Annotated in this window: 18 protein-coding genes; 7 read left to right on the top strand and 11 right to left on the bottom strand. The window is 68.8% G+C overall.

Annotated elements, in window-relative coordinates:
- Positions 1–7: 7 nt before the first annotated feature.
- The 3 genes from ACEVQ6_RS18410 to ACEVQ6_RS18400 are packed head-to-tail and all read right to left on the bottom strand — an operon-like array spanning position 8 to position 3,271.
- Complete coding sequence (locus ACEVQ6_RS18410) at positions 8–1,003, bottom strand: ABC transporter permease (protein WP_374890507.1); 996 nt, start codon at positions 1,001–1,003, stop codon at positions 8–10.
- Positions 969–2,561 carry a sugar ABC transporter ATP-binding protein gene (locus ACEVQ6_RS18405; RefSeq protein WP_374890506.1) on the bottom strand — a complete coding sequence of 531 codons (1,593 nt, stop codon included), beginning with the start codon at positions 2,559–2,561 and terminating at the stop codon, positions 969–971. The genes ACEVQ6_RS18410 and ACEVQ6_RS18405 overlap by 35 nt, the downstream gene beginning before the upstream one ends.
- Entirely contained in the window at positions 2,558–3,271 is a 714-nt protein-coding gene (locus tag ACEVQ6_RS18400) for a GntR family transcriptional regulator (RefSeq protein ID WP_374890505.1), read from the bottom strand. Before ACEVQ6_RS18400 ends, ACEVQ6_RS18405 begins: the two co-directional genes overlap by 4 nt.
- 73 nt (positions 3,272–3,344) lie before the next feature.
- On the opposite strand from ACEVQ6_RS18400, the gene ACEVQ6_RS18395 reads away from it, so the two are divergent.
- The 4 genes from ACEVQ6_RS18395 to ACEVQ6_RS18380 all read left to right on the top strand — a co-directional run bounded on the left by ACEVQ6_RS18395 (position 3,345) and on the right by ACEVQ6_RS18380 (position 8,061).
- The gene (locus ACEVQ6_RS18395) at positions 3,345–4,349 is read left to right on the top strand and encodes an Ldh family oxidoreductase (protein WP_374890504.1); all 1,005 of its coding nucleotides are present in this window, start codon (positions 3,345–3,347) and stop codon (positions 4,347–4,349) included.
- A 22-nt stretch (positions 4,350–4,371) separates the two neighbouring features.
- Positions 4,372–5,571 carry an iron-containing alcohol dehydrogenase gene (locus ACEVQ6_RS18390; protein ID WP_374890503.1) on the top strand — a complete coding sequence of 400 codons (1,200 nt, stop codon included), beginning with the start codon at positions 4,372–4,374 and terminating at the stop codon, positions 5,569–5,571.
- Positions 5,572–5,590: 19 nt separating this feature from the next.
- Positions 5,591–7,054 (top strand): NAD-dependent succinate-semialdehyde dehydrogenase, encoded by a 1,464-nt coding sequence (locus ACEVQ6_RS18385; protein ID WP_374890502.1) that lies wholly within the window; start codon positions 5,591–5,593, stop codon positions 7,052–7,054.
- A gap of 164 nt (positions 7,055–7,218) precedes the next feature.
- Positions 7,219–8,061, top strand: a complete 843-nt coding sequence (locus ACEVQ6_RS18380) for an alpha/beta hydrolase (protein WP_374890501.1) — start codon at positions 7,219–7,221, stop codon at positions 8,059–8,061.
- Positions 8,062–8,496: 435 nt separating this feature from the next.
- On the opposite strand, the gene ACEVQ6_RS18375 is transcribed toward ACEVQ6_RS18380, so the two are convergent.
- Both ACEVQ6_RS18375 and ACEVQ6_RS18370 read right to left on the bottom strand, forming a co-directional pair.
- Positions 8,497–8,901, bottom strand: coding sequence for a response regulator (locus ACEVQ6_RS18375; RefSeq protein WP_374890500.1), 405 nt, complete (start codon positions 8,899–8,901; stop codon positions 8,497–8,499).
- 577 nt (positions 8,902–9,478) lie between these two features.
- Positions 9,479–9,733 carry a hypothetical protein gene (locus tag ACEVQ6_RS18370; RefSeq protein WP_374890499.1) on the bottom strand — a complete coding sequence of 85 codons (255 nt, stop codon included), beginning with the start codon at positions 9,731–9,733 and terminating at the stop codon, positions 9,479–9,481.
- Between the two features lie 279 nt (positions 9,734–10,012).
- Here ACEVQ6_RS18370 and ACEVQ6_RS18365 point away from each other — a divergent pair, with 279 nt between their 5' ends.
- Together ACEVQ6_RS18365 and ACEVQ6_RS18360 are read left to right on the top strand one after the other, a co-directional pair.
- Positions 10,013–10,603 carry a DUF4360 domain-containing protein gene (locus tag ACEVQ6_RS18365; RefSeq protein WP_374890498.1) on the top strand — a complete coding sequence of 197 codons (591 nt, stop codon included), beginning with the start codon at positions 10,013–10,015 and terminating at the stop codon, positions 10,601–10,603.
- Positions 10,604–10,690: 87 nt separating this feature from the next.
- Positions 10,691–12,079: a DUF4360 domain-containing protein gene (locus ACEVQ6_RS18360; RefSeq protein WP_374890497.1), complete on the top strand. Its 1,389-nt coding sequence runs from the start codon at positions 10,691–10,693 to the stop codon at positions 12,077–12,079.
- A 190-nt stretch (positions 12,080–12,269) separates the two neighbouring features.
- On the opposite strand, the gene ACEVQ6_RS18355 is transcribed toward ACEVQ6_RS18360, so the two are convergent.
- Positions 12,270–12,953: a L,D-transpeptidase gene (locus ACEVQ6_RS18355; protein ID WP_374890496.1), complete on the bottom strand. Its 684-nt coding sequence runs from the start codon at positions 12,951–12,953 to the stop codon at positions 12,270–12,272.
- Positions 12,954–13,235: 282 nt separating this feature from the next.
- On the opposite strand from ACEVQ6_RS18355, the gene ACEVQ6_RS18350 reads away from it, so the two are divergent.
- On the top strand, positions 13,236–14,093 hold the full coding sequence (locus tag ACEVQ6_RS18350; protein WP_374890495.1) for a calcium-binding protein: 858 nt from the start codon (positions 13,236–13,238) through the stop codon (positions 14,091–14,093).
- Positions 14,094–14,272: 179 nt separating this feature from the next.
- Here ACEVQ6_RS18350 and ACEVQ6_RS18345 read toward each other — a convergent pair whose 3' ends face one another.
- From ACEVQ6_RS18345 to ACEVQ6_RS18325, 5 genes are read right to left on the bottom strand one after another with little or no spacing between them, the layout of a single operon-like run.
- Positions 14,273–15,526, bottom strand: a complete 1,254-nt coding sequence (locus ACEVQ6_RS18345) for a Zn-dependent hydrolase (RefSeq protein WP_374890494.1) — start codon at positions 15,524–15,526, stop codon at positions 14,273–14,275.
- Position 15,527: 1 nt separating this feature from the next.
- On the bottom strand, positions 15,528–16,406 hold the full coding sequence (locus ACEVQ6_RS18340; RefSeq protein ID WP_374890493.1) for an alpha/beta fold hydrolase: 879 nt from the start codon (positions 16,404–16,406) through the stop codon (positions 15,528–15,530).
- Between the two features lie 10 nt (positions 16,407–16,416).
- Positions 16,417–17,547, bottom strand: coding sequence for a pyridoxal phosphate-dependent aminotransferase (locus tag ACEVQ6_RS18335; protein ID WP_374890492.1), 1,131 nt, complete (start codon positions 17,545–17,547; stop codon positions 16,417–16,419).
- Positions 17,548–17,560: 13 nt separating this feature from the next.
- Entirely contained in the window at positions 17,561–18,340 is a 780-nt protein-coding gene (locus tag ACEVQ6_RS18330; protein ID WP_374890491.1) for an SDR family oxidoreductase, read from the bottom strand.
- 44 nt (positions 18,341–18,384) lie between these two features.
- On the bottom strand, positions 18,385–19,347 hold the full coding sequence (locus ACEVQ6_RS18325) for a nucleoside hydrolase (RefSeq protein WP_374890490.1): 963 nt from the start codon (positions 19,345–19,347) through the stop codon (positions 18,385–18,387).
- Position 19,348: the final 1 nt, after the last annotated feature.

Raw genomic sequence — 19,348 nt, 5'->3', positions numbered from 1 at the left:
AACCTGTTCAGCGGCTGGCGGTGAAGCGGTGGGCCAGCATGGCGATGATGATGATCGCGCCCTGCACGGCGGCGACGAGATATTCCGAGACCATGTCCGAGAGGACCATGACGTTGGCGATCACCTCGAGGATGAGCGCGCCGGCAATCGTGCCGCCGATGCGTCCGCGTCCGCCGCGCAGCAGCGTGCCGCCGATCACCACGGCGGTGATCACCTGGAGTTCCCAGAGCTGGCCCGTCGTCGGCGTCGCGGCGCCGAGGCGCGGCACGTAGCAGATGGCGGCGACGGCGACGCAGACGCCCTGGATGACATAGGCGAGCGTGCGCACGCCGGCGACGTTGACGCCGGAAAAGCGGGCGACCTCGACATTCGACCCGGCCGAGGTCAGGCGCCGGCCGTATTTCGTCCTGTAGAGCAGGAAGGCGCCGAGAAGCACGATGACGAAGGTGATCAGCACCGGATAGGGAATGCCGAAGAGATTGCCGAAATAGACCGGCCGGTAGGCCTCGCGCAGGCTGCGGTCGATCGGCAGCGAGCCGCCATTGGTCATGAAGGTGATGAAGGCGCGGAAGATGCCCATCGTGCCGAGCGTGACGATGAAGGGCTCGATGCGCCCGAGCGTGACGATCAGCCCGTTGAAGAGGCCGCAGAGCGCGCCCACCACCAGCGCCACGCCGGCGCCGATCACGATCGCCGAGGATCCGTAGGCCGGCGCGAGATAATTCATGACCATGATCATGATGCCGGTGACGAAGGCCATCATCGAGCCGACCGACAGGTCGAGCCCGCCCGACGCAATGACGAAGGTCGCGCCGACGGCGATGATCGCGATGAAGGCGCTGCGCGTGACCACGTTGATCACGTTGGCCGACGAGACGAAGTTCCCGTTGACCAGCGCGCCGAAGAGAACGATCACCGCAAGGGCCAGGAAGGGCGCGAGATCGGCCCAGCGGATGCGGCGCCCCTCGTCAACCGGCGCGTGTGTCGCCGTCGCTGTGTTCATGTCTGTCCTCCCGGTCGTCGGCGCGCCCACCGGTCGTGGCGGCATAGACGACGTTTTCCTCGTTGATGTCGGCGCCGCGAAGCTCGGCGACGATCCGGCCGGCGCGCATCACCAGCACGCGGTCGGCCAGTCCGACCAGTTCCGGCATTTCCGACGAGATGACGATGCAGGCCTTGCCCGCGCGCACCATCGCGTCGATGAAATCGTAGATCTGGCTCTTGTTGCCGATGTCGATGCCACGGGTCGGCTCGTCGATGATGACGACCGAGGGGTCGGCCATCATCACCTTGGCGAGCAGAAGCTTCTGCTGGTTGCCGCCCGAAAGCTTGCCGGCCTCGAGCTTCAGCGTGCGCACGCGGATGTCGTAGTCGGCGACGGCCGTCCCGAGGCGCGCCGCCTCCCCGCGCCGGTCGAGGACGGCGCCGGGATTGACGCGGTCGAGCGCCTGCAGGGTGAGATTGGGCCCGAGCCTCTCCTCCAGAAGCAGGCCCTTTCCCTTGCGGTCCTCCGTCAGGTAGACGAGGCCCGCCTCCATCAGGCGGGTGACCGAGCGCTGCGCGATCTCGCGTCCGTCGAGGACGACGCTTGCCGCCGCCGACGGGCGCAGGCCCATCAGCCCCTCGATCAGTTCGGTGCGGCCGGCGCCGATCATGCCGCCGATGCCGAGCACCTCGCCCCTGCGGACGGAGAAGGACACGGCCTCGCTGCCGTGGTCGACGGCGAGATTCTCGACCGACAGGATCGGTTCGCCCGTCGCCGCCGGCCGCTTGGCCGGATAGAGCATCGAGAGTTCGCGCCCGACCATCAGTTCGGCCATCTCGCGCTGGCCGAGGCCGGCCGAAGGCCAGGTGCCGACCCGCGCGCCGTCGCGCAGCACGGTGATGCGGTCGGCGAGCGCCTGCACCTCGTCGAGGCGGTGGGAGATGTAGACGACCGCGACCCCCTGGTCGCGCAGGCTGCGCACGATCGAAAGCAGCGCCGCCACCTCGTCATTGGCAAGGACCGCCGTCGGCTCGTCGAGGATGACGACCTTGCGCTCGTCGAGAAGGGCGCGCGCGATCTGCACCAGCTGGCGCTGGGCGAGCGGAAGGTCGCCGACGCGGTCGCGCGGGCGGGCTGTCGAGCCGACGCGGGCGAGCAGCTCGGCCGTACGCCGGTTCATCCGCCGGTCGTCGACCATCAGGCCGCGCCCGAGCTCGCGCCCGAGGAAGAGGTTCTGCGCCACCGTCAGGTCGGCGGCGAGCAGGATTTCCTGGTGGACCAGCACGATGCCGGCGGCCTCCGCCTCGACCGCGTTGCGAAAGGCGACCGGATGACCCGCCATCGTCAGTTGCCCCGCCGACGGCGCGACATGGCCCGACAGGAGCTTCATCAGCGTCGACTTGCCGGCGCCGTTCTCGCCGATGATCGCATGCACCTCGCCGGCCCTCAGGTCGAGCGCGATGTCGGACAGGACCGTGACCGGGCCATAGGCCTTGCCGAGCCCCTCGGCGCCGAGCGCGACGGGGGCCGCGGCCACCGGCGGCGCCACGGACTGGCGTGAGGGAAGCGCGTTCATTCGAAGGCCGACAGCAGCCGGTCGCGGGAGCGCTCGACATGGATGCGCATCGCCTCGAAGGCGGCGGCCGGATCGCCGGCGCGGAAGGCCGAGAGCAGGTTTTCATGCTCCTCGAGCGCTTCCTTCGTCACCCGCGTGTGGAACATCAGCCGGAAGATGTGCAGGTGGACATGCTGGTTGGCGAGCGTGCTGCGGATCACCTCGTTGCCGGCGATCGTCATAATCGCGTCGTGGAACTGCGCGTCGGCGCGGGCGAAGCGCGAATAGCGGGTGTTGCGGTCGACCGGCGCCGCGCCATGGCCCATGTCGGCGGCGGAGGTCTCAAGCCGCCGCAGCGCCTCCGGCGTCATGTTGAGGGTGGCGAGCCGGGCGACCTCGGGCTCGACCAGCAGGCGGAAGGCGTAGAGGTCCTCGAACTGCTTGCGCGTCCATTGCGGCGCGGCGCTGTAGCCGATCAGGTGTTCCTTGCGCACCAGCCCCTCGCGCTCCAGCCGGCTCAGCGCTTCCCGGATCGGCGTCTGCGACACGCCGAGCTCGCGGGCGAAGACATCGATCGGAATGCGGGCGCCGGGCGCGATCTCCAGCGACATCAGCCGGTGGTAGATGCTGTCATAGACGCCGTCGACCACGCTGATCGGGCGGATGCCGCCCTGTCTTCCATCCCGCTCCGCCGCAATTGCCACGTCCGCTCTCCGACTGCTCCTTGACATGGCGGCTTTTGTTGCAAATAAGATATCGTATGTCAAATACAATATCGTATATGATCTGATATAGGATTTAAGCATGAGGATGCAGCCCGACCGGCTGACGGCGCTCGCGGCCGATCTGATCGCACGCCGCGGCGCGCCGCCGGACCATGCCCGCCTCCAGGCCGACCTTCTCGTCGAGGCCGAGCTGCGCGGCCTGCCCTCGCACGGGCTGCAGCGGCTGCCGCTCCTCCTGTCGCGGCTCGACAAGGGGCTTGCCGATCCGCGGGCGCGCGGGACCGCGACCTGGCGCCGCCGGGCCTTTCTCGCCATCGACGGCGGACGCGGCCTCGGCCCGGTCGTGATGATGGCGGCGATGGGCAGCCTGCGCGGGGTCCTTGCCGAGACCGGGCTTGCCGTCGCCGCGATCCGCAACGCCAACCATATCGGCATGCTCGCCTATTACGCGGACGCCGCCGCGCGCGACGGGCTGATCGCCATCGTCATGTCGACCAGCGAGGCGCTCGTTCATCCCTTCGGCGGCACGCAGGCCCTGCTCGGCACCAATCCGGTCGCGATCGGCATCCCCACCGGCGAGGATCCCTTCGTGCTCGACCTTGCGACCAGCATCGTCTCGATGGGCAAGATCAACCATCATGCGCTTGGCGGCATGCCGATCCCGGAAGGCTGGGCCGTCGACGGCGCCGGCCGGCCGACGACGGACCCGCGGGCCGCGCGCGGCGGTGCGATCGCGCCCTTCGGCGGCGCCAAGGGCTACGGCCTCGGCCTCGCGATCGAGCTTCTCGTCGCAGCACTCTCCGGCTCCGATGTCGCCCCCGATGTGCACGGAACGCTCGACGACGTCCATGAAGCCGGCAAGGGCGATCTGCTCGTTCTGATCGATCCGGCGGCGGCCGCGCCCGGCGTCCGGCCGCTCGCCGCCTATCTTCACCGCTTGCGCCGCTCCACGCCCCTTCGCCCGGAAAGCCCCGTCGCCGTGCCCGGCGACGGCGCGCGCGCCCGCCGGGCGGCGGCGCTCGAAACGGGGATCGACCTGCCGCAGCCGCTTTTCGACCAGCTCATGGCCCTTCAGGCCGCCTGAACCCCACCGGAGGACACCACGCATGACCCTATTCGCCACGCTGAGGGCGCCGCGCGAGCTTCTGTTCGGCGCCGGCCAGCGCCACGCGCTCGGCGGCATCGCCGCCAGGCTCGGCCGGCGCGCGCTGATCGTCACGGATCAGCGTCTCGCCGGCGACGACGATTTCCGCGCCCTTGTGCGCCAGATCGAGGCGGCCGGGCTCGCGGTCCGCATCGACGGTTCGACCCTGCCCGACGTTCCGGTGGCCTCCGCCGAGGCGAGCGCAGCGGCGGCGCGGGCCTTCGCGCCGGACCTCGTCATCGGCGTCGGCGGCGGCTCCTGCCTCGACATGGCCAAATGCGTCGCGCTGCTCATCACCCATGGCGGCCGGCCGCAGGACTATTACGGCGAGCATGCCGTGCCGGGGCCTGTGATGCCGCTCATCGTGCTGCCGACCACCGCCGGCACCGGCTCGGAGGTGACGCCGGTCGCCGTGCTCTCGGATGCCGAGCGCAGCCTCAAGGTCGGCATTTCGAGCCCCCACCTCGTGCCCGCCGTGTCGATCTGCGATCCGGAGCTGACGCTGTCCTGCCCGCCGGCGCTGACGGCGATCGCCGGCGCCGACGCGCTGACCCATGCGATCGAGGCCTTCACGGCGATCCGCCGCGATCCCGTTCCGGGGCTTGCCCAGCAGCGCGTCTTCGTCGGCAAGAACGCGCTCTCCGACCATTTCGCCCTGCGCGCCATCGCGCTTCTCTGGCAGGGGCTTGAGGCGGCCTGCCGGAACGGCGCCGACCGCGCCGCGCGCGAGAAGGTGATGCTCGGCGCGACCCTTGCCGGCCTCGCCTTCGGCGTGGCGGGCACCGCCGCAGCCCACGCCATCCAGTATCCCGTCGGCGCCCTGACCCACACGGCCCATGGCCTCGGCGTCGCCTGCCTCATGCCCTATGTGATGGCGTGGAACGCGCCGGTCATCGCCGGCGAACTCGCCGAGATCGCCGATGCCGCCGGGCTGGAGGGCGCTGACGAGGTGATCCCCGCGCTTGCCGCCCTCTTCGCCCGGATCGGCATTCCCGCGACGCTTCGCGACCTCGGCCTCGAAGAGGAGCGGATCGGCTGGGTGGCGGAGCAGAGTTGCGGCATCGCCCGCCTGATCCAGAACAATCCCCGCCCGCTCGACGCCGCCGAGATGCGCGCCCTCGTCGCCGCGGCGTATCACGGCGACCGGGCGAGCCTGACCTGAATCCGAGAAGGACCTTCCGATGACGTTCCAAGCCAAGATTTCCGGCTATGCCGATCCCGCCCTGCATGCCGAGGGGCTCTATATCGGCGGCGCCTGGCATGCCGGCGGCGGCATTCCCGTGGCCGATCCCTCGACGGGCGGCAGGCTGGCCGAGGTGGCCGACGCATCCGTCGCGGATGCGATCCGCGCGGTCGATGCCGCCGATGCCGCCGCCGCCGGATGGCGCGCCACGCCTGCGAGGACGCGCTCGGAGATCCTGCGCCGCTGGTTCGAGCTGATGACGGCGCATGCCGAGGAGCTCGCCGTGCTGATCTCCCTCGAAAACGGCAAGGCGCTCCCCGACGCGCGCGGCGAAGTGGCCTATGCCGCCGAATTCTTCCGCTGGTACGCCGAGGAGGCGACGCGCATCCCCGGCGAATTCCGCCGGACGCCTTCGGGCTCCCACACCATCCTAGTCGACCACGAGCCGATCGGCATCGCCGTGCTGATCACGCCGTGGAATTTCCCGGCGGCGATGGCGACGCGCAAGATCGGCCCGGCGCTCGCGGCCGGCTGCACGGTGGTCCTGAAGCCCGCCTCCGAGACGCCGCTGACCGCCTATGCGATGGCCCGGCTCGGGGCGGAGGCGGGCGTGCCGGCGGGCGTCGTCAACGTCTTGACGACGACGAAGCCGGGCCCCGTGACCAACGCCATGCTCTCCGACCCGCGCGTGCGAAAACTCTCCTTCACCGGCTCGACCGGCATCGGCCGCACCCTTCTCGCCGAGGCGTCGAAGACAGTCGTCAGCTGCTCGATGGAGCTCGGCGGCAACGCGCCCTTCATCGTCTTCGACGATGCCGATCTCGAGGCGGCGCTGGACGGCGCGATGATCGCCAAGATGCGCAATGCCGGCGAGGCCTGCACCGCCGCCAACCGCTTCTACGTCCAGGAGGGCATCCACGACGCCTTCGTCGCCGGGCTGACGGGGCGCATGGCGGCGCTCCGGATCGGCCCCGGCGCGGCGCCGCAGACGCAATGCGGGCCGATGATCACCCGCAAGGCGGTCGAAAAGATCGACCGGCTCGTCTCCGACGCCGTCGCCGCCGGGGCGCGGGCGACGACCGGCGGCAAGCCGCTCTCAGGCGACGGCTTCTTCTATCCGCCGACCGTGCTCGTCGACGTGCCCGTCGATGCCGCGATCGCGCGCGAGGAGATTTTCGGCCCGGTCGCGCCGGTCTACCGCTTCCGCACCGACGACGAGGCGATCCGGCTGGCGAACGACACCGAATATGGCCTTGCCGCCTATGTCTACAGCCGCGACCTGAAACGGGCGCTGCAGGCGGGCAAGCGGCTGGAGGCGGGCATGCTCGGCATCAATCGCGGCCTGATGTCGGATCCGGCGGCACCCTTCGGCGGCGTCAAGCAGAGCGGGCTCGGCCGCGAGGGCGGCGTCACCGGCATCCTCGAATTCATGGAGCCGAAATACTACGCCGTCGATTACTGACCGGAATTCCGCCCCGGTGGCCGGCTTGACCTTTCGACGAAACATCGAAAGGAAAGGGCTGGGGCGCAACCGCCCGGCGGCGCAGGGACCACGCAACCGATGCCGGGCCTTCCTCAGGGCCGCGCCGGGACCGCGGGCGCCGACAGCCCTAAAGGAGAGAGACGATGACCCCCCCGGATCTTTACCGCATCCGCGATTTCGTGCCCGATTTCGATGCCGTCGCCGCCGAGTTCGCCGCGCGCAGCCGGGCGGTGTCGGACAAGGCCCGGCTGCTCGCCGACCGGCGCTATGGCAGCGGTCTGCGGGAGTGCGTCGACATTCTGCTTCCGCCGCAGCCGCGGACCGGCGCGCCGCTGCATGTCTTCGTGCATGGCGGCTACTGGCGCTCCGGCGAGAAGGAGAACTACCGCCTCGTCGCAGCGCCGGTGCTTGAAGCGGGGGGGATTGCCGCCATCGTCGAATACGACCTGATGCCGGCGGCGCGGCTTTCCGTGCTCGTCGACCAGGTGCGGCGCGCCGTCCTCTGGCTTCAGGCGCGGGCGGCCGAGTTCGGCGCCGATCCCTCGCGGTTGACGGTCAGCGGCCATTCGGCCGGCGCCCATCTCGCCTCCTTCCTCGCCGCGACCGGTCCGCTGGAGCAAGAGGCCCCGCCGCTGCCCGCCGTGCGGAGCCTCCTGCTCGTCAGCGGCATCTACGATCTCTCCGGCATTCCGGACAGTTTCCTGAAGAACGAGGCCGGGATGACGCCGGCCGAGGCGGCCGCCTGGTCGCCCCTGACAGCCGATCAGCGCGCCGGCCCGGCCCGGATCGTCGCCTTCGGGGCCGAGGAGACAACGCCGTTCCACGAACAGGCCGCCGCCCTTGCCGGAAAGCTCGACGCGCAAGGCCAGCCCGCCGAGCTTCTGCCGGTCGCAGGCCTCAACCATATGAACGTCGTCCTCGACCTTTCGGATCCCGCCGGGCGCCTGGGGCGGCGGCTCGCCGACATGGTCGCCTCGTCGGGTTGAGGAAAGCCTGCCGACGCGCCGTCCCGGCGCAGAGACACCGGCGGCCACGGCGCGGATCACTGTAGTGTTCTGGCAATCGTGTCCGCGCCACCCCCGCCGAACGCGTGGAACGGGACGGCGTCAGGCATCGAGCCGGGCGCGTCCCGCCACGAGATCCGCGACGACAGGACCTGAAAATCGCGGGGCGCGCGACCGTGGAGCGCTTCGCGAAACGTTGCGGCGGATGCTAAAGGCGCGATCGCCGGTGCCGCCGGCTGCCGCCGTCCTCCCGGCCGTCACGCCGCCCCGCTTCGCCACGGCGGACGGGATACCGTCATCCCCCTTGACCTCCCGCAACCGGCGCGGCCGCGCAAACGTCCGCCGCATGCCGGGCGACCGCTCGTCCGTTTCCCGATCGACCCGGCGCGGCGACGGCGCGCCCATCCATGGCCATCTTTACGGGCGGTGCCGGTAGCGATCGGTGACGGCCAGCGACAGGGCGGCGGTCACATCGTCCCCGGCAAAGGGCTTCAGGTAATGCGGGACATGGCGGTAGCGGTCGGGCATCGCCCTGCGCTCGTGCCCGCTCAGGAAGATGAAGGGGATCCGGCGCCGCATCAGCGCATCGGCGACCGAAAAACAGTTTCCGTCGAAGAGATGGACGTCGAGGATCGCCGCGTCGACGGCGTCGCGTCCAGCGGAGCGAAGCCCATCTTCCGACACATGGAACGGACCGATCACCTCGACCCCGTACTCCTCCAGTTCGAAAGCCAGCGACTGGGCCTGCAGCACGTCGTCTTCCAGCAGCAGGATCTTCTTTCCCCTTAGAACACTCTCGATCGCCATCGTCTGAACATCCATGCTTTGGTCCCCGGATCGACGGACATAGGAAGGGGCGCAGCACTTGCCAGACAGGCCTGTGCCAGATCCGCTCCTTTCCGGAGAGGCGACGGTCCGTAACCCTGTGCTGACCTTCCGCCGTCCCGGAATTCGCCACCTCCGTCCTCCGCGTTCTTCCAACGGGGACGGCGGAAAAGGGTTCCAGCTCACGGCCGCGATCCGGCACGCCCCGGACTGTCCGCTCCAAGGGATCGGACGGCGTTCGTGGAGGCTGCGTCATCTCGGGGACGTTCCGGGTGGCGCAAGCGGTGACACATAGGCCGCGCCTTCTTCTCATCGCCTGTCGTCGAAGGAAGACTTGCCCTGGACGACGGAAGGACCTGCGCGGCCCGATGTCCAAGGGCGAGGGTTGCGCCCGACCGGAGCGGGAGCGCGCGAAGTTCTGCCGCATTACCCCGTCCGCTTGACGCGGATGCCGGCCGGATCAGGCAGCGGAGGGAAGCACGCGAGGACGGGCAAACGCCCTCCTCGGCCGGGAAGCGAGGGGCGAACCGAGCCATATCTTCTCAAACGTCCGAAAGCCGATGTCGGGAAACGCTCAACGCGGCGGTGTCGGACAGCCAGGCGGCCGACAGGTGCGGGGGCGGTAGAGGCGGGTGTAGCCGCCCTCCTCGAAGCGGCGCTGCTGCTGCAGGCGATGCTGCCGGTACTGCTCCGCCGAGCCGATCCCCGGCCGGTCGCCCGGTTCCGCCGCGCGCGGCGTGGTGCAGCCGCTCGCGAGAAGGGCGACCAGGCCGAGACCTGTGAAAACCTTGAGAAGCCCTGCCGGCGAAACTCCGGTGACCGTGCCCATGCTCGATGCCCTCCCTGTCTTGTCGACCCTGTGGTCGCCCCTGTTGTCACACTTGCGGCCGGCGGTCTTCATGCCCGCTCCGCCCCGTTTATGCCTTGAAATGACCCGTTTCTGATCATGCTTGGATAATGACGCGTTAACGATCCTGGCTCTAGACAGTCTATGGCTGCTCTCTGACCCGGCGATGAACGGGATGCTCACGACGGGTTCAGATCGCCGGCATTATGGATCGGCGGAACGCGCATTTCCGCGCAGATTTTGGCAACAGGGGAAGGTCCCATGAAAACTCTTGGCGTGCTGCTTACCTCGCTCTTCATCGCCACCGCCGCCCATGCGGACGACATCTCGCTCGGCCTGCCGGGTTACGGCGGAAGCGGATGCCCGTCGGACAGCGTCTCGGCGACGATCAGCCCGGATGGCAAGGCGCTCAGCCTGCTGTTCGACGACTATATCGTCCAGGCCGGCGGCGACACGGGCAAGTCCTTCGACCGCAAGACCTGCAACGTCGCGATCCCGGTGCACGTGCCGCAGGGGCGCAGCGTCTCGGTTCTCGCCATCGACTATCGCGGCTTCAACCAGCTGCCGCGCGGCGCCCGCTCGCAGTTCAACGTTGAATATTTCTTCGCCGGCACGAAGGGGCCGGTCTTCCGCCAGACCTTCAGCGGTCCGAAGGAGGAGGATTACCTCATCACCAACAAGCTCGTCGCCGAGTCGCTGATCTGGTCGGCCTGTGGCGAGGATGTCAACCTGCGCACCAATTCCAGCATCCGCGTCAACACCACGCGCGGCCAGGAGGCGATGGCGACGGTCGATACCCAGGACGTGAAGGCGGCCATCATCTACCAGCTGCAGTGGCGCGACTGCCGCTGATCTTGCACGCAGCCGCGGGAGATGCGAGAGCTCGCATCTCCCGACGTCCGCGCCGTTGAAGCCTAAAGCCAGAAAGGGTTGTCATCGTTGCGTCTTCCTCTTTCCCTCGCGGCGATCGCCGTTTCCTTCGGGGCCGCCCCGGCCCTTGCCGCGAACGGCTGCCCGAGCGGCGGCTTCTCGAAAGTCACGTCTCCGGACGGCAATGCGACGAGCTTCCTCTTCGATGATTTTTCCGCGAGCGCCGGCGGCGGTTCCGGCGTCACCCGCGCCTCCAGCACCTGCCGGCTCAGTGTCGATGTCACCCGGCCGGACGGCCATACGGTCTACGGGGTCGATTATCGCGGCTTCGTCGCCACCGGCGACGGGCAGGTCGCGTCGCTGACGGCGACGCAGGACGGCAAGACGGTTCTCGATCACCAGATCACCGGGCCGCTGGAGGACGATACCACAGCCCGCAGCATCGTCGGCGTCTCCGGTGCCGGGAGCCTCGACCTGACGGTGGTCGCCACCGCCGCGGGTCCCCTCGACGAGGATGCCTTCGAGGCCGGCATCTTCATGGACACGATCGACTTTGCCCGCCTCGGCTTCACCACCACGGCGTCCGTGCGCGCATCGCTCGACGAGATCGCCGGCCAGCGGCAGACCCTCATGCTCGACCTGATGGACACGGCGCACGGGCTCCTCGGCCAGCAGCGCCGCTTCGACGAGGGGAGCTTCTTCAGCCTGCTTGGAAATTCCGACGCGGCGATCGGCTTCAACGGCCGCTGGGAGGCCGGCAACGGCATCAGCCTGCATGGCGGCGCGGCCTATGTCGACACCAGCCGCAGCGACGTGCTCGACGATGCCCTCGTCCTCGGCGCCGCGGCCCTGCGCTACACGACGCCCGAGGCGACCTGGCGCGCCTTCGGCGAGGCCGGCGTCTGGGGTTCGCCGGATGTCTCCGCCCGCCTGTCGCGCCGCTATCTCAACATCGACGACCTCGTTCTTGCCGGCGGCGTCGCCAACGGATCGCTGTTCAACGCCTATGCCCGGGCCGGCGTGATCTATGCGCCGGACGACGCGAACGAAATCGCCCTGTCGCTGAGGGCGACCCGCTCCTTCATCGATCTCGACGGCTATCGCGAGACGACGGCGGACAAGAACCTCTTCGCCGCGACCGTCCGGGGTGGCACCTCAACCGCCGACACGGTCGCCGCGGAAGTGGCGTGGAGCCATGATGGCGGCGGCAGGCTGGACTATACGCTGTCCGGTGCCATCGGCCGCACCTTCGCAGCGAGCAAGGGCGCGCGCGCCTCGGTCGACTGGGTCGGCGACGTCGCCGGCAAGGCGGACGACCAGACCTTCGGCACGCTCGGCGGCCGCGTCGGGATCAAGCTCGACGAACGCTTCCGGCTCGACACGACGCTGTCGGTGACCGCGCGCCAGGGCGAAGCGGCCCGCTGGAGCATCGGCGGACAACTCGGCGCGTCCTTCTGAAGTCAAGGCGACGCTGAAAGATCGCGACGGGCTCCGGCATGATGGCCGCGGAGATGAACGGGTCGGAAGGCGGACGGATGCCGTCGACCCGAGGCGGGCTCCGGCCCGCTCGGGGTGAGCCCGCTGGCCAGGTTCGACACGACCGGACATTCCGACGCCCGATCGCTCCCCCCGGTTCCTGGAGCGGCTTTCAGGCGAAGGGCGCCCCCAGCACCACGATCGGCGTCTTCGCCGGCACGCGGTTGTAGAGGTCGATCACGTCCTGGTTGACGAGGCGCACGCAGCCGGAAGAGACGGATTTGCCGATCGTCCACCATTCCGGCGAGCCGTGGATGCGGTAGATCGTGTCTTCGCCGTTCTGGAAGATGTAGAGCGCGCGGGCGCCGAGCGGATTCTTGAGGCCCGGATCCATGCCGCCATTGGCGATGCTGTAGGGCTGAAGTTCCGGCTGGCGCGCGACCATCTCGTCCGGGGGCGTCCAGCGCGGCCAGGCGCGCTTGTACTGGATGACGCCGCGGCCGGACCATTCGAAGCCAGCGCGCCCGAGGCCGACCCCGTAGCGCATCGCCCTGCCGCCTTCCTGCGTCAGGTAGAGGAAATGGTTCGCGGTGTCGACGACGATGACGCCGGGCCGCTCGCCCGTCGGGTTGTCGACCTGCTGGCGCAGGAAGCGCGCCGGAATCCGGCGATAGGGGATGGCGGGAAGAGGGAACTGCTCCTCCGGCATCGCGGCATACATCGTGGCGAAGCCGGACGTGTCGACGGGTTCGACGGCGACGGTCCGGACCGGCACCGTCGCGCAGCTCGCGAGCGTCGCCGTCGCGATCCCCGCACCTCCCAGAAGAAACCCGCGCCGGGTGATCGCTCCGTCCATTGCCTCTCATCCTTCCTGTCCGCCGCCGACCGCCTGAGGGCGCAGCGCGCCGGCCCATGCCGCGAATGCACGTCTTTAGCGGGATATGGAGCGGCCATCGATCACGTCATCCACACGCGCCGCGCAAAAAATCGTTAGCGCGCCGGCGGCCGATTTCCGCCCGCTGTGGCGCCGGCGAAACAATCGGGCCCGGGCGAGACAAACGGCACATACACGGCGCGAGGAGAAGGACCCCCGTGAAAAGGGCGCCCGCAGGGGGCGCCCGCAACAGGAGCGACCATCATGCCCGACAACGGACCGATCGTTTACGCCGGCAATTTCGACACCCTCGAGGCCATCCCGGTCAACACGCTTCCCGGCCTGAAGACCATCTTCGAAACCCTCATTCCCTCCATCGTCATCGAGGGCACCAACCGCGCCGACACGCTCTACGGCGCCGTTGGCGTCAACGAGACCATCCTTGGCGGCATGGGCAACGACAAGCTCATTGCGCGCGGCAAGGCGGGCGAAGCCGACAAGCTCTATGGCGGTTTCGGCTCCGACGAGCTGCATGCCGGCCTCGGCACCGTCCTGGTCGACGGCGGCGACAGTTCGGACCTGTTCAGCAACGTCCAGCACGTCGACACCGCCGTGCTCGATTTCTCGGCCGCGACGAAGGGCGTCGTCTATGACGCCGGCAAGGCCACCTCGGTCGTCGACGGCGGCACCGGCCTTAAGATGACGATCACCGGCATCGAGCGCATCGACTTCACCGGCGGCGCCCATGGCGACACCATCACCGGCACCGCCCGCAACGACGTCATCTTCGGCGGCGGCGGCAGCGACACGCTGAAGGGCGGCAAGGGCAACGACCGCCTGGACGGCGGCGCCGGCGCCGACACGCTGACCGGCGGGGAGGGCGCGGACGTCTTCGTCTTCCGCAAGGGCGAGGCGAACGGCGACCGGATCGTCGATTTCGACGCCAGCGTCGACGTCATCGAGTTCCACGGCTATGCGGACAATGCCTGGTTCACCCAGAAGCTCAACGCCAGCGGTGCGCCGGTGAGCGGCGTCTGGGAGGTGTACGAAGGCAACACGCTGGCGGACACGATCTATGCCGCCCAGGCGATGATCACCGACAGCGTCTACGGCTTCTTCTGAGGATGGGAGGCCCCGCCCTTCGAAAAGGGGCGGGGCGCGCGACCTTGCCGGCCGTCGGCGGGGCGGCCGAAAGACCCACATGCCACTCCGGCAAGGCTCCGGCTTCCGTCTTTCGGCCTTGTCGATACCGAAGGGATCCCGCTTCGACGGGAAATCCTCGCGAATGGCGCAAAGGGTCATCACCGGGGACGAAATCCGGCCGCCACGTCCCGCACCACGTCGAAGAGCACCTGCGCGCCTGCGGCGACGTGTTCGGGTTCCGCCCATTCCGATTCGTCGTGGCTGATGCCGTCGCGGCAGGGGATGAAGATCATCGCCGATGGGGCGATCGCGGCGAGGTGCCGGGCATCGTGGCCGGCATAGGAGAGAAGCGGCATGGCCGGGTAACCGCGCGCGCGCGCATGGTCGAGAACGAGACGTTGGAGATGGGGATCGAAGCCATTCGAAGGGGCGGCGACGAGCGTGCGGACCTCGGCCCGACAGGGCGGGGCTTTAGCCTCGCAGATTTCGGCGACGAGGTGTCCGCATGCCTCGAGGACGGCATTGTCGGGATGGCGCAGATCGATCCTGAACCGCACCCGCTCGGCGATCACCGAAGGCGCGTTCGGCGTGACGTCGACCTTTCCGACGGTGAATTTCACCAGCGGATCGTGGTGGCCGATCCGCTCCTGAAGCGCCGTCATGATGCGCGCGAAGGCGACGACGGCATCCCGGCGAAGGGCCATGTCCTTAGTGCCGGCATGGCCCTTCGCGCCGTGGACGTCGATGTCGAACGTCTTCTTTCCCTGGATGCCGGTGACGGCGCCGATGACCGCTCCGGACGCCTCCAGAAGGGTGTGCTGCTCGATATGCGGCTCGACATAGGCGTGGACCGGGAAGCCGAGCGGACGCCGGGCGAGGCGGGGAAACCGCGCCAGGAGCCGGTCGATCGCCGCGCCGGCCGTCTCGCCGTCGGCATCGCGAACGGCACGGATCGCTTCGATCGGGCGCAGGCCCGCAAAGGCTTCCGAGCCCATCATGCCGGGTGCGAAACGCGATCCCTCCTCGTTCATCCAGGCGACGACGGTGACATCGCGCTCCGGCACGATGGAGCGTCCGGCGAGCGCGGTGACCACCTCCAGCGCCGCCATGACGCCGAACGCCCCGTCGAACCTGCCGCCCGTCGGCTGGCTGTCGAGATGGCTGCCGGCGAGCAGGCAGGGCAGCGCCCTGTCACGCCCCGGAAGCGTCAGGAAGAGATTGGCCGCAGCATCGGTCGAAGCCTCCAGGCCCGCCGCCTCGCCCCATCCGATCACGAGCCGCCAGGCCTCGGCCTCCCCGTCGCTCAGCGCCTGCCTGTCGACGCCGCCGCCCGGCGTGGCGCCGATCCCCGCCAGTTCCATCAGGCGGCGCCAGAGCCGCTCGCCGTCGATGTCCGGTGTGATCAAAGCCATCTTACGTCGTTCGCATGATCTGGCCGGGCAGCGCGCGCGGATCACGCTTCAGCCACTTGCCAGCCTCGACCTCCGCGAAGAATTCCGCCAGGAGCCCGTTGAAGCGGTCTGGCTCCTCCAGGTTCAGCGTGTGGCCGGTCTTCGGAAACACCGAGAGACCGCAGGCCGGAATGGTCTTTTTCAGGAAGATGCCCGGCTGCAGGCAATGGTCGTCCTCGTCGCCGACGATCACCAGCGTCGGCACGTCCATCGCTTTCAGGCCGTCCTCCAGATCGTAGAAGGACGGGCGACGGGCCTGCACGCCGCGCATGGTCATGGCGGCGCCAAGATCGGAATGGGTGGCGAGGCGGTCGGCGAATTCCCGCCAGCCGCGCGGATCCTTGTTCTGGAACTGCACGCGGCTGGCGCCGAGCGCATAGATCTTCGAAAATTCCCGCGCGCCCTTCGTCTCGAAATTGTCGGCCACTTCCAGCGAGACGGTGCGGAAGTAATCCTCGAATTCCTTTTCACAGCCGTAGCCCGCCCCCGCGACCGTCAGCGAAAGCGCCCGTTCCGGCGCGGCCAGGCCGAAATGCACCGTCGCGAAGCCGCCCATCGACAGGCCGACGACATGGGCCTTGCCGATGCCGAGCGCGTCGAGGACGGAAAGCGCGTCGTCGACGGCGATGCGCTGCGAATAGGCGTCGATGCCGGCGGGGACGTCCGAGGGCGGATAGCCGCGCGCCGCATAGCTGATGCAGCGGTAGCGGCGGGCGAAGAACCGCATCTGCGGCTCCCAGCTTTCGTGGTTGCCGCCGAACTCGTGGATGAAGAGGATCGGCAGCCCGCTGCCGGCCTCCTCGACATGGAGGCCGAGGCCGTCGCTGGTCTTGATCCGCATGGCCGCTTCCTCAGAATTGCGAGTCGACATGGTTGAGCGTGCGCGCGGTCGAAACCAGCGCCGGCAGCTTCGCGCAGAAGGTCTCGGCCCAGGCTTCCGGCACCGTGGTCGAGACCTTGATGAAGCGGTCGCCGAAACGTTCGGTGTGGTAGGTGCCCTGGCGGATCATGATGCCCTCGGCCTTGCAGGCCGCGACCAGCGCTTCCGGCCGCACGCCGGCGTCGAGCGTCTCGATGACCAGGAAGTTGCCGTTCGAGGGATAGACGGCGACGGCGAAGCCGAGCGCCTCGACGGCGGCCTTGATCTTCTCCTGGTTGGCGCGGTTGATGCGCCGCACCTCGCGCATCCACTCCGCCTTGACGGAAAGCCCGGCAAGCGCGGCGCGCTGGGCGATGACGCTGCCGCCAAGCACGCCCATCGAGAAGCCGGCGATCTCGGCGGCGAGGGCGGGAGCGGCGACGAAGGCGCCGATGCGCAGGCCGGCAAGGCCGAGCCATTTCGAGAAGCTCATGGTGACGACGGTGTTCTCCGTCGAGGCCTTTAGCGCCGGATAATGGCCGTCGGCGAAATCGCGGTAGGTGCAGTCATGGACGAGGAGCGCGCCGGCCTTGCGGGCGATCGCCGAGAAGGCCTCGATCTCGGCCCTCGTGTAGCAGATGCCGAGCGGATTGTTGGGATCGACGATGTAGATGATCGCCGTGCGCCCGTCGACGGCCCGGTCCAGCGCCTCGGGCGTCAGCTTGTAGCCGGCGGCGGCATCGTAGATCGGCAGCTCGATCACCTCGGCGCCCTGCTGGCGGGCGAAGAGGCCGGGCCATTTCCAGGTCGGGTCGGTGGTGACCAGCGTGGTGCCGGGCCGGCAGCGGGCGCGGCAGACCGTGGCGAGCGCGTTGACGCCGCCTTCCGTCACCACCGCCTCGACGCCCGTCACGCCGAGATCGGCGACGATCGCGGCGCGCAGCGCCTCGAAGCCGAGCGGCGGCGCGTAGGCATTGAATTCCGACGCCTCGATCGAGGCGATCATCGCGGCCTTGACGGCGGGATGGGCCGGAATGTGGTTGGTGTTCTGTCCCATCCAGAGCAGGCCCTCTGTGGAAAAGAGCTCGTCGAAATAGGCGTTGCGGGTGTTCGCGCTGCTCATCGCCGCCGCTCCTTCAGATGACCGAACCGCGCGACGCGATGCCGCCGTCGATGGTGACGATCGTGCCGGTGATGTAGCCGGCGCGCGGCGAGGCGAGGAAGGCGCAGAGATCGGCGACTTCGTCGGCGGTGGCGGGCCGCTTGCCGGGATACTTGTCGAAGAGTTCCTCCCACCGGCCCTCGTCGCCCAGCATGTCGATCGCCTTGCGCTTCATGATCTTCAGCATCCGGTCGGTGGCGACGGGCCCGGGATTGACGCCGACGACGCGGATGCCGTCGTTGAGGCTCGCCCCGCCGAGCGCCTTGGTGAACGACATCAGCGCCGCATTGCCGGTCGAGCCGGCGATGTAGCTCGCATCCCAGTTCTCGCCCGAATTGCCGATGACGTTGAGGATGACGCCGTCCTTGCCCTTCATGCGCCGGTAGAAGGCGCGGGCGAGGGTGATGTAGCCGAAGACCTTCAGGTCGAAACCGCGGCGCCAGGCCGCGTCGTCGACGATCTCCAGCGAGCCGGCGGGAATGTCGCCGGCATTGTTGACCAGGATGTCGATCTCGCCGGTGTCGGCGGCAAGCGTCTCCATCGCCTCCGTGCTGGAGAGATCGAGCGCATGGACGGTGACCGACACGCCATGCGCGGCCTCGATCTCGGCCTTGGCCGCCAGCATCGCCTCGCCGTTGCGGGCGGCGAGATGCAGGTGGCAGCCTTCCTTCGCCATCACATGGGCAAGCGCCAGGCCTATGCCCTTCGAGGCGCCGGTGATCAGGGCTGTCTTGCCGTCGAGATCGAGATTCATTGCAGTCTCCTGTGGGCCGTCGGTTGCGGCATGATGTCTGGATGTCAGGCGCCGAGGGCGGCGATCAGCCGTTCGGCGAAGCGGGCCGTGTCGGCCTTGCGGATCACGCGGCAATTGGGCGCGCCGGCCGGCCAGAGCTTGTCGATCTTCGCCTCGTCCTCGCTGAGCGGAACGCAGATGCTGGAATAGGCGCGGGTGAGCCTGCTGCCGGTCTCGACGTCGACGAGGCAGTCCGCCGCCTCGAGGATCAGGCTTTCGTCGATGGCGCAGGCGCAGGTGAGCGAATCCGGATGGGTGCTGAGCGGCGACCCGTAGCGCACCTTCGTGCGGGCGAACGGCGCCTGGCTCACCGTCATGAAGAAGCGGGAGAGCGGCGTGTCCATCGCCGCGATCCGGTCGAGCGCCTCGCCCGGCAGGATTCCCGAATTCATCGTCAGCGTCCAGGTCGAGAGCGTCTGCCGGAAACCGGCATTGACGACCATCTTCGCCGCTTCCGGATCGACGTAGAAATTGAACTCGGAGGCCGGCGTCGTGTTGCCCAGCGCATTGTCGGTGCCGCCCATGATCCAGAGATGGCGCAGCGCCTTCACGATGCGCGGTTCCTTGGCATAGGCGGTGGCGATGTTGGTCAGCGGCGCCTGGGCGACGATGTCGATCTCGCCCGGGTTCGACATGACGAGGTCGATGATCGCGTCGACGGCGTGCTTGGCCTCCGGCCGCTGCGCCGCCTTCGGGAAGCGCGCGTCGCTCATGCCGTCGACGCCGAAGAATTCGGTGGCGTCGACCTGCTTGCGCAGGAGCGGCAGCGGGCAGCCGGGATAGACGGGCACCTTGCCGGAAAAGCCGGCGACCTCGAGCGTGTAGAGCGCGTTCTCGACCTGCTGGTCGAAGGCGACATTGCCGTTGCAGATCGTGATTGCCTCCAGCGTCACGCCCGGCGACTTCAGCGCGAGAAGGATGGAAAAGGCGTCGTCGCCTGCGGTGTCGGTATCGATGATCAGTCTCATG

This window comes from Ensifer soli (genome assembly GCF_041928815.1).
Classification (GTDB): domain Bacteria; phylum Pseudomonadota; class Alphaproteobacteria; order Rhizobiales; family Rhizobiaceae; genus JBHFEI01.
This window is presented reverse-complemented; position numbering and strand designations above follow the sequence as displayed.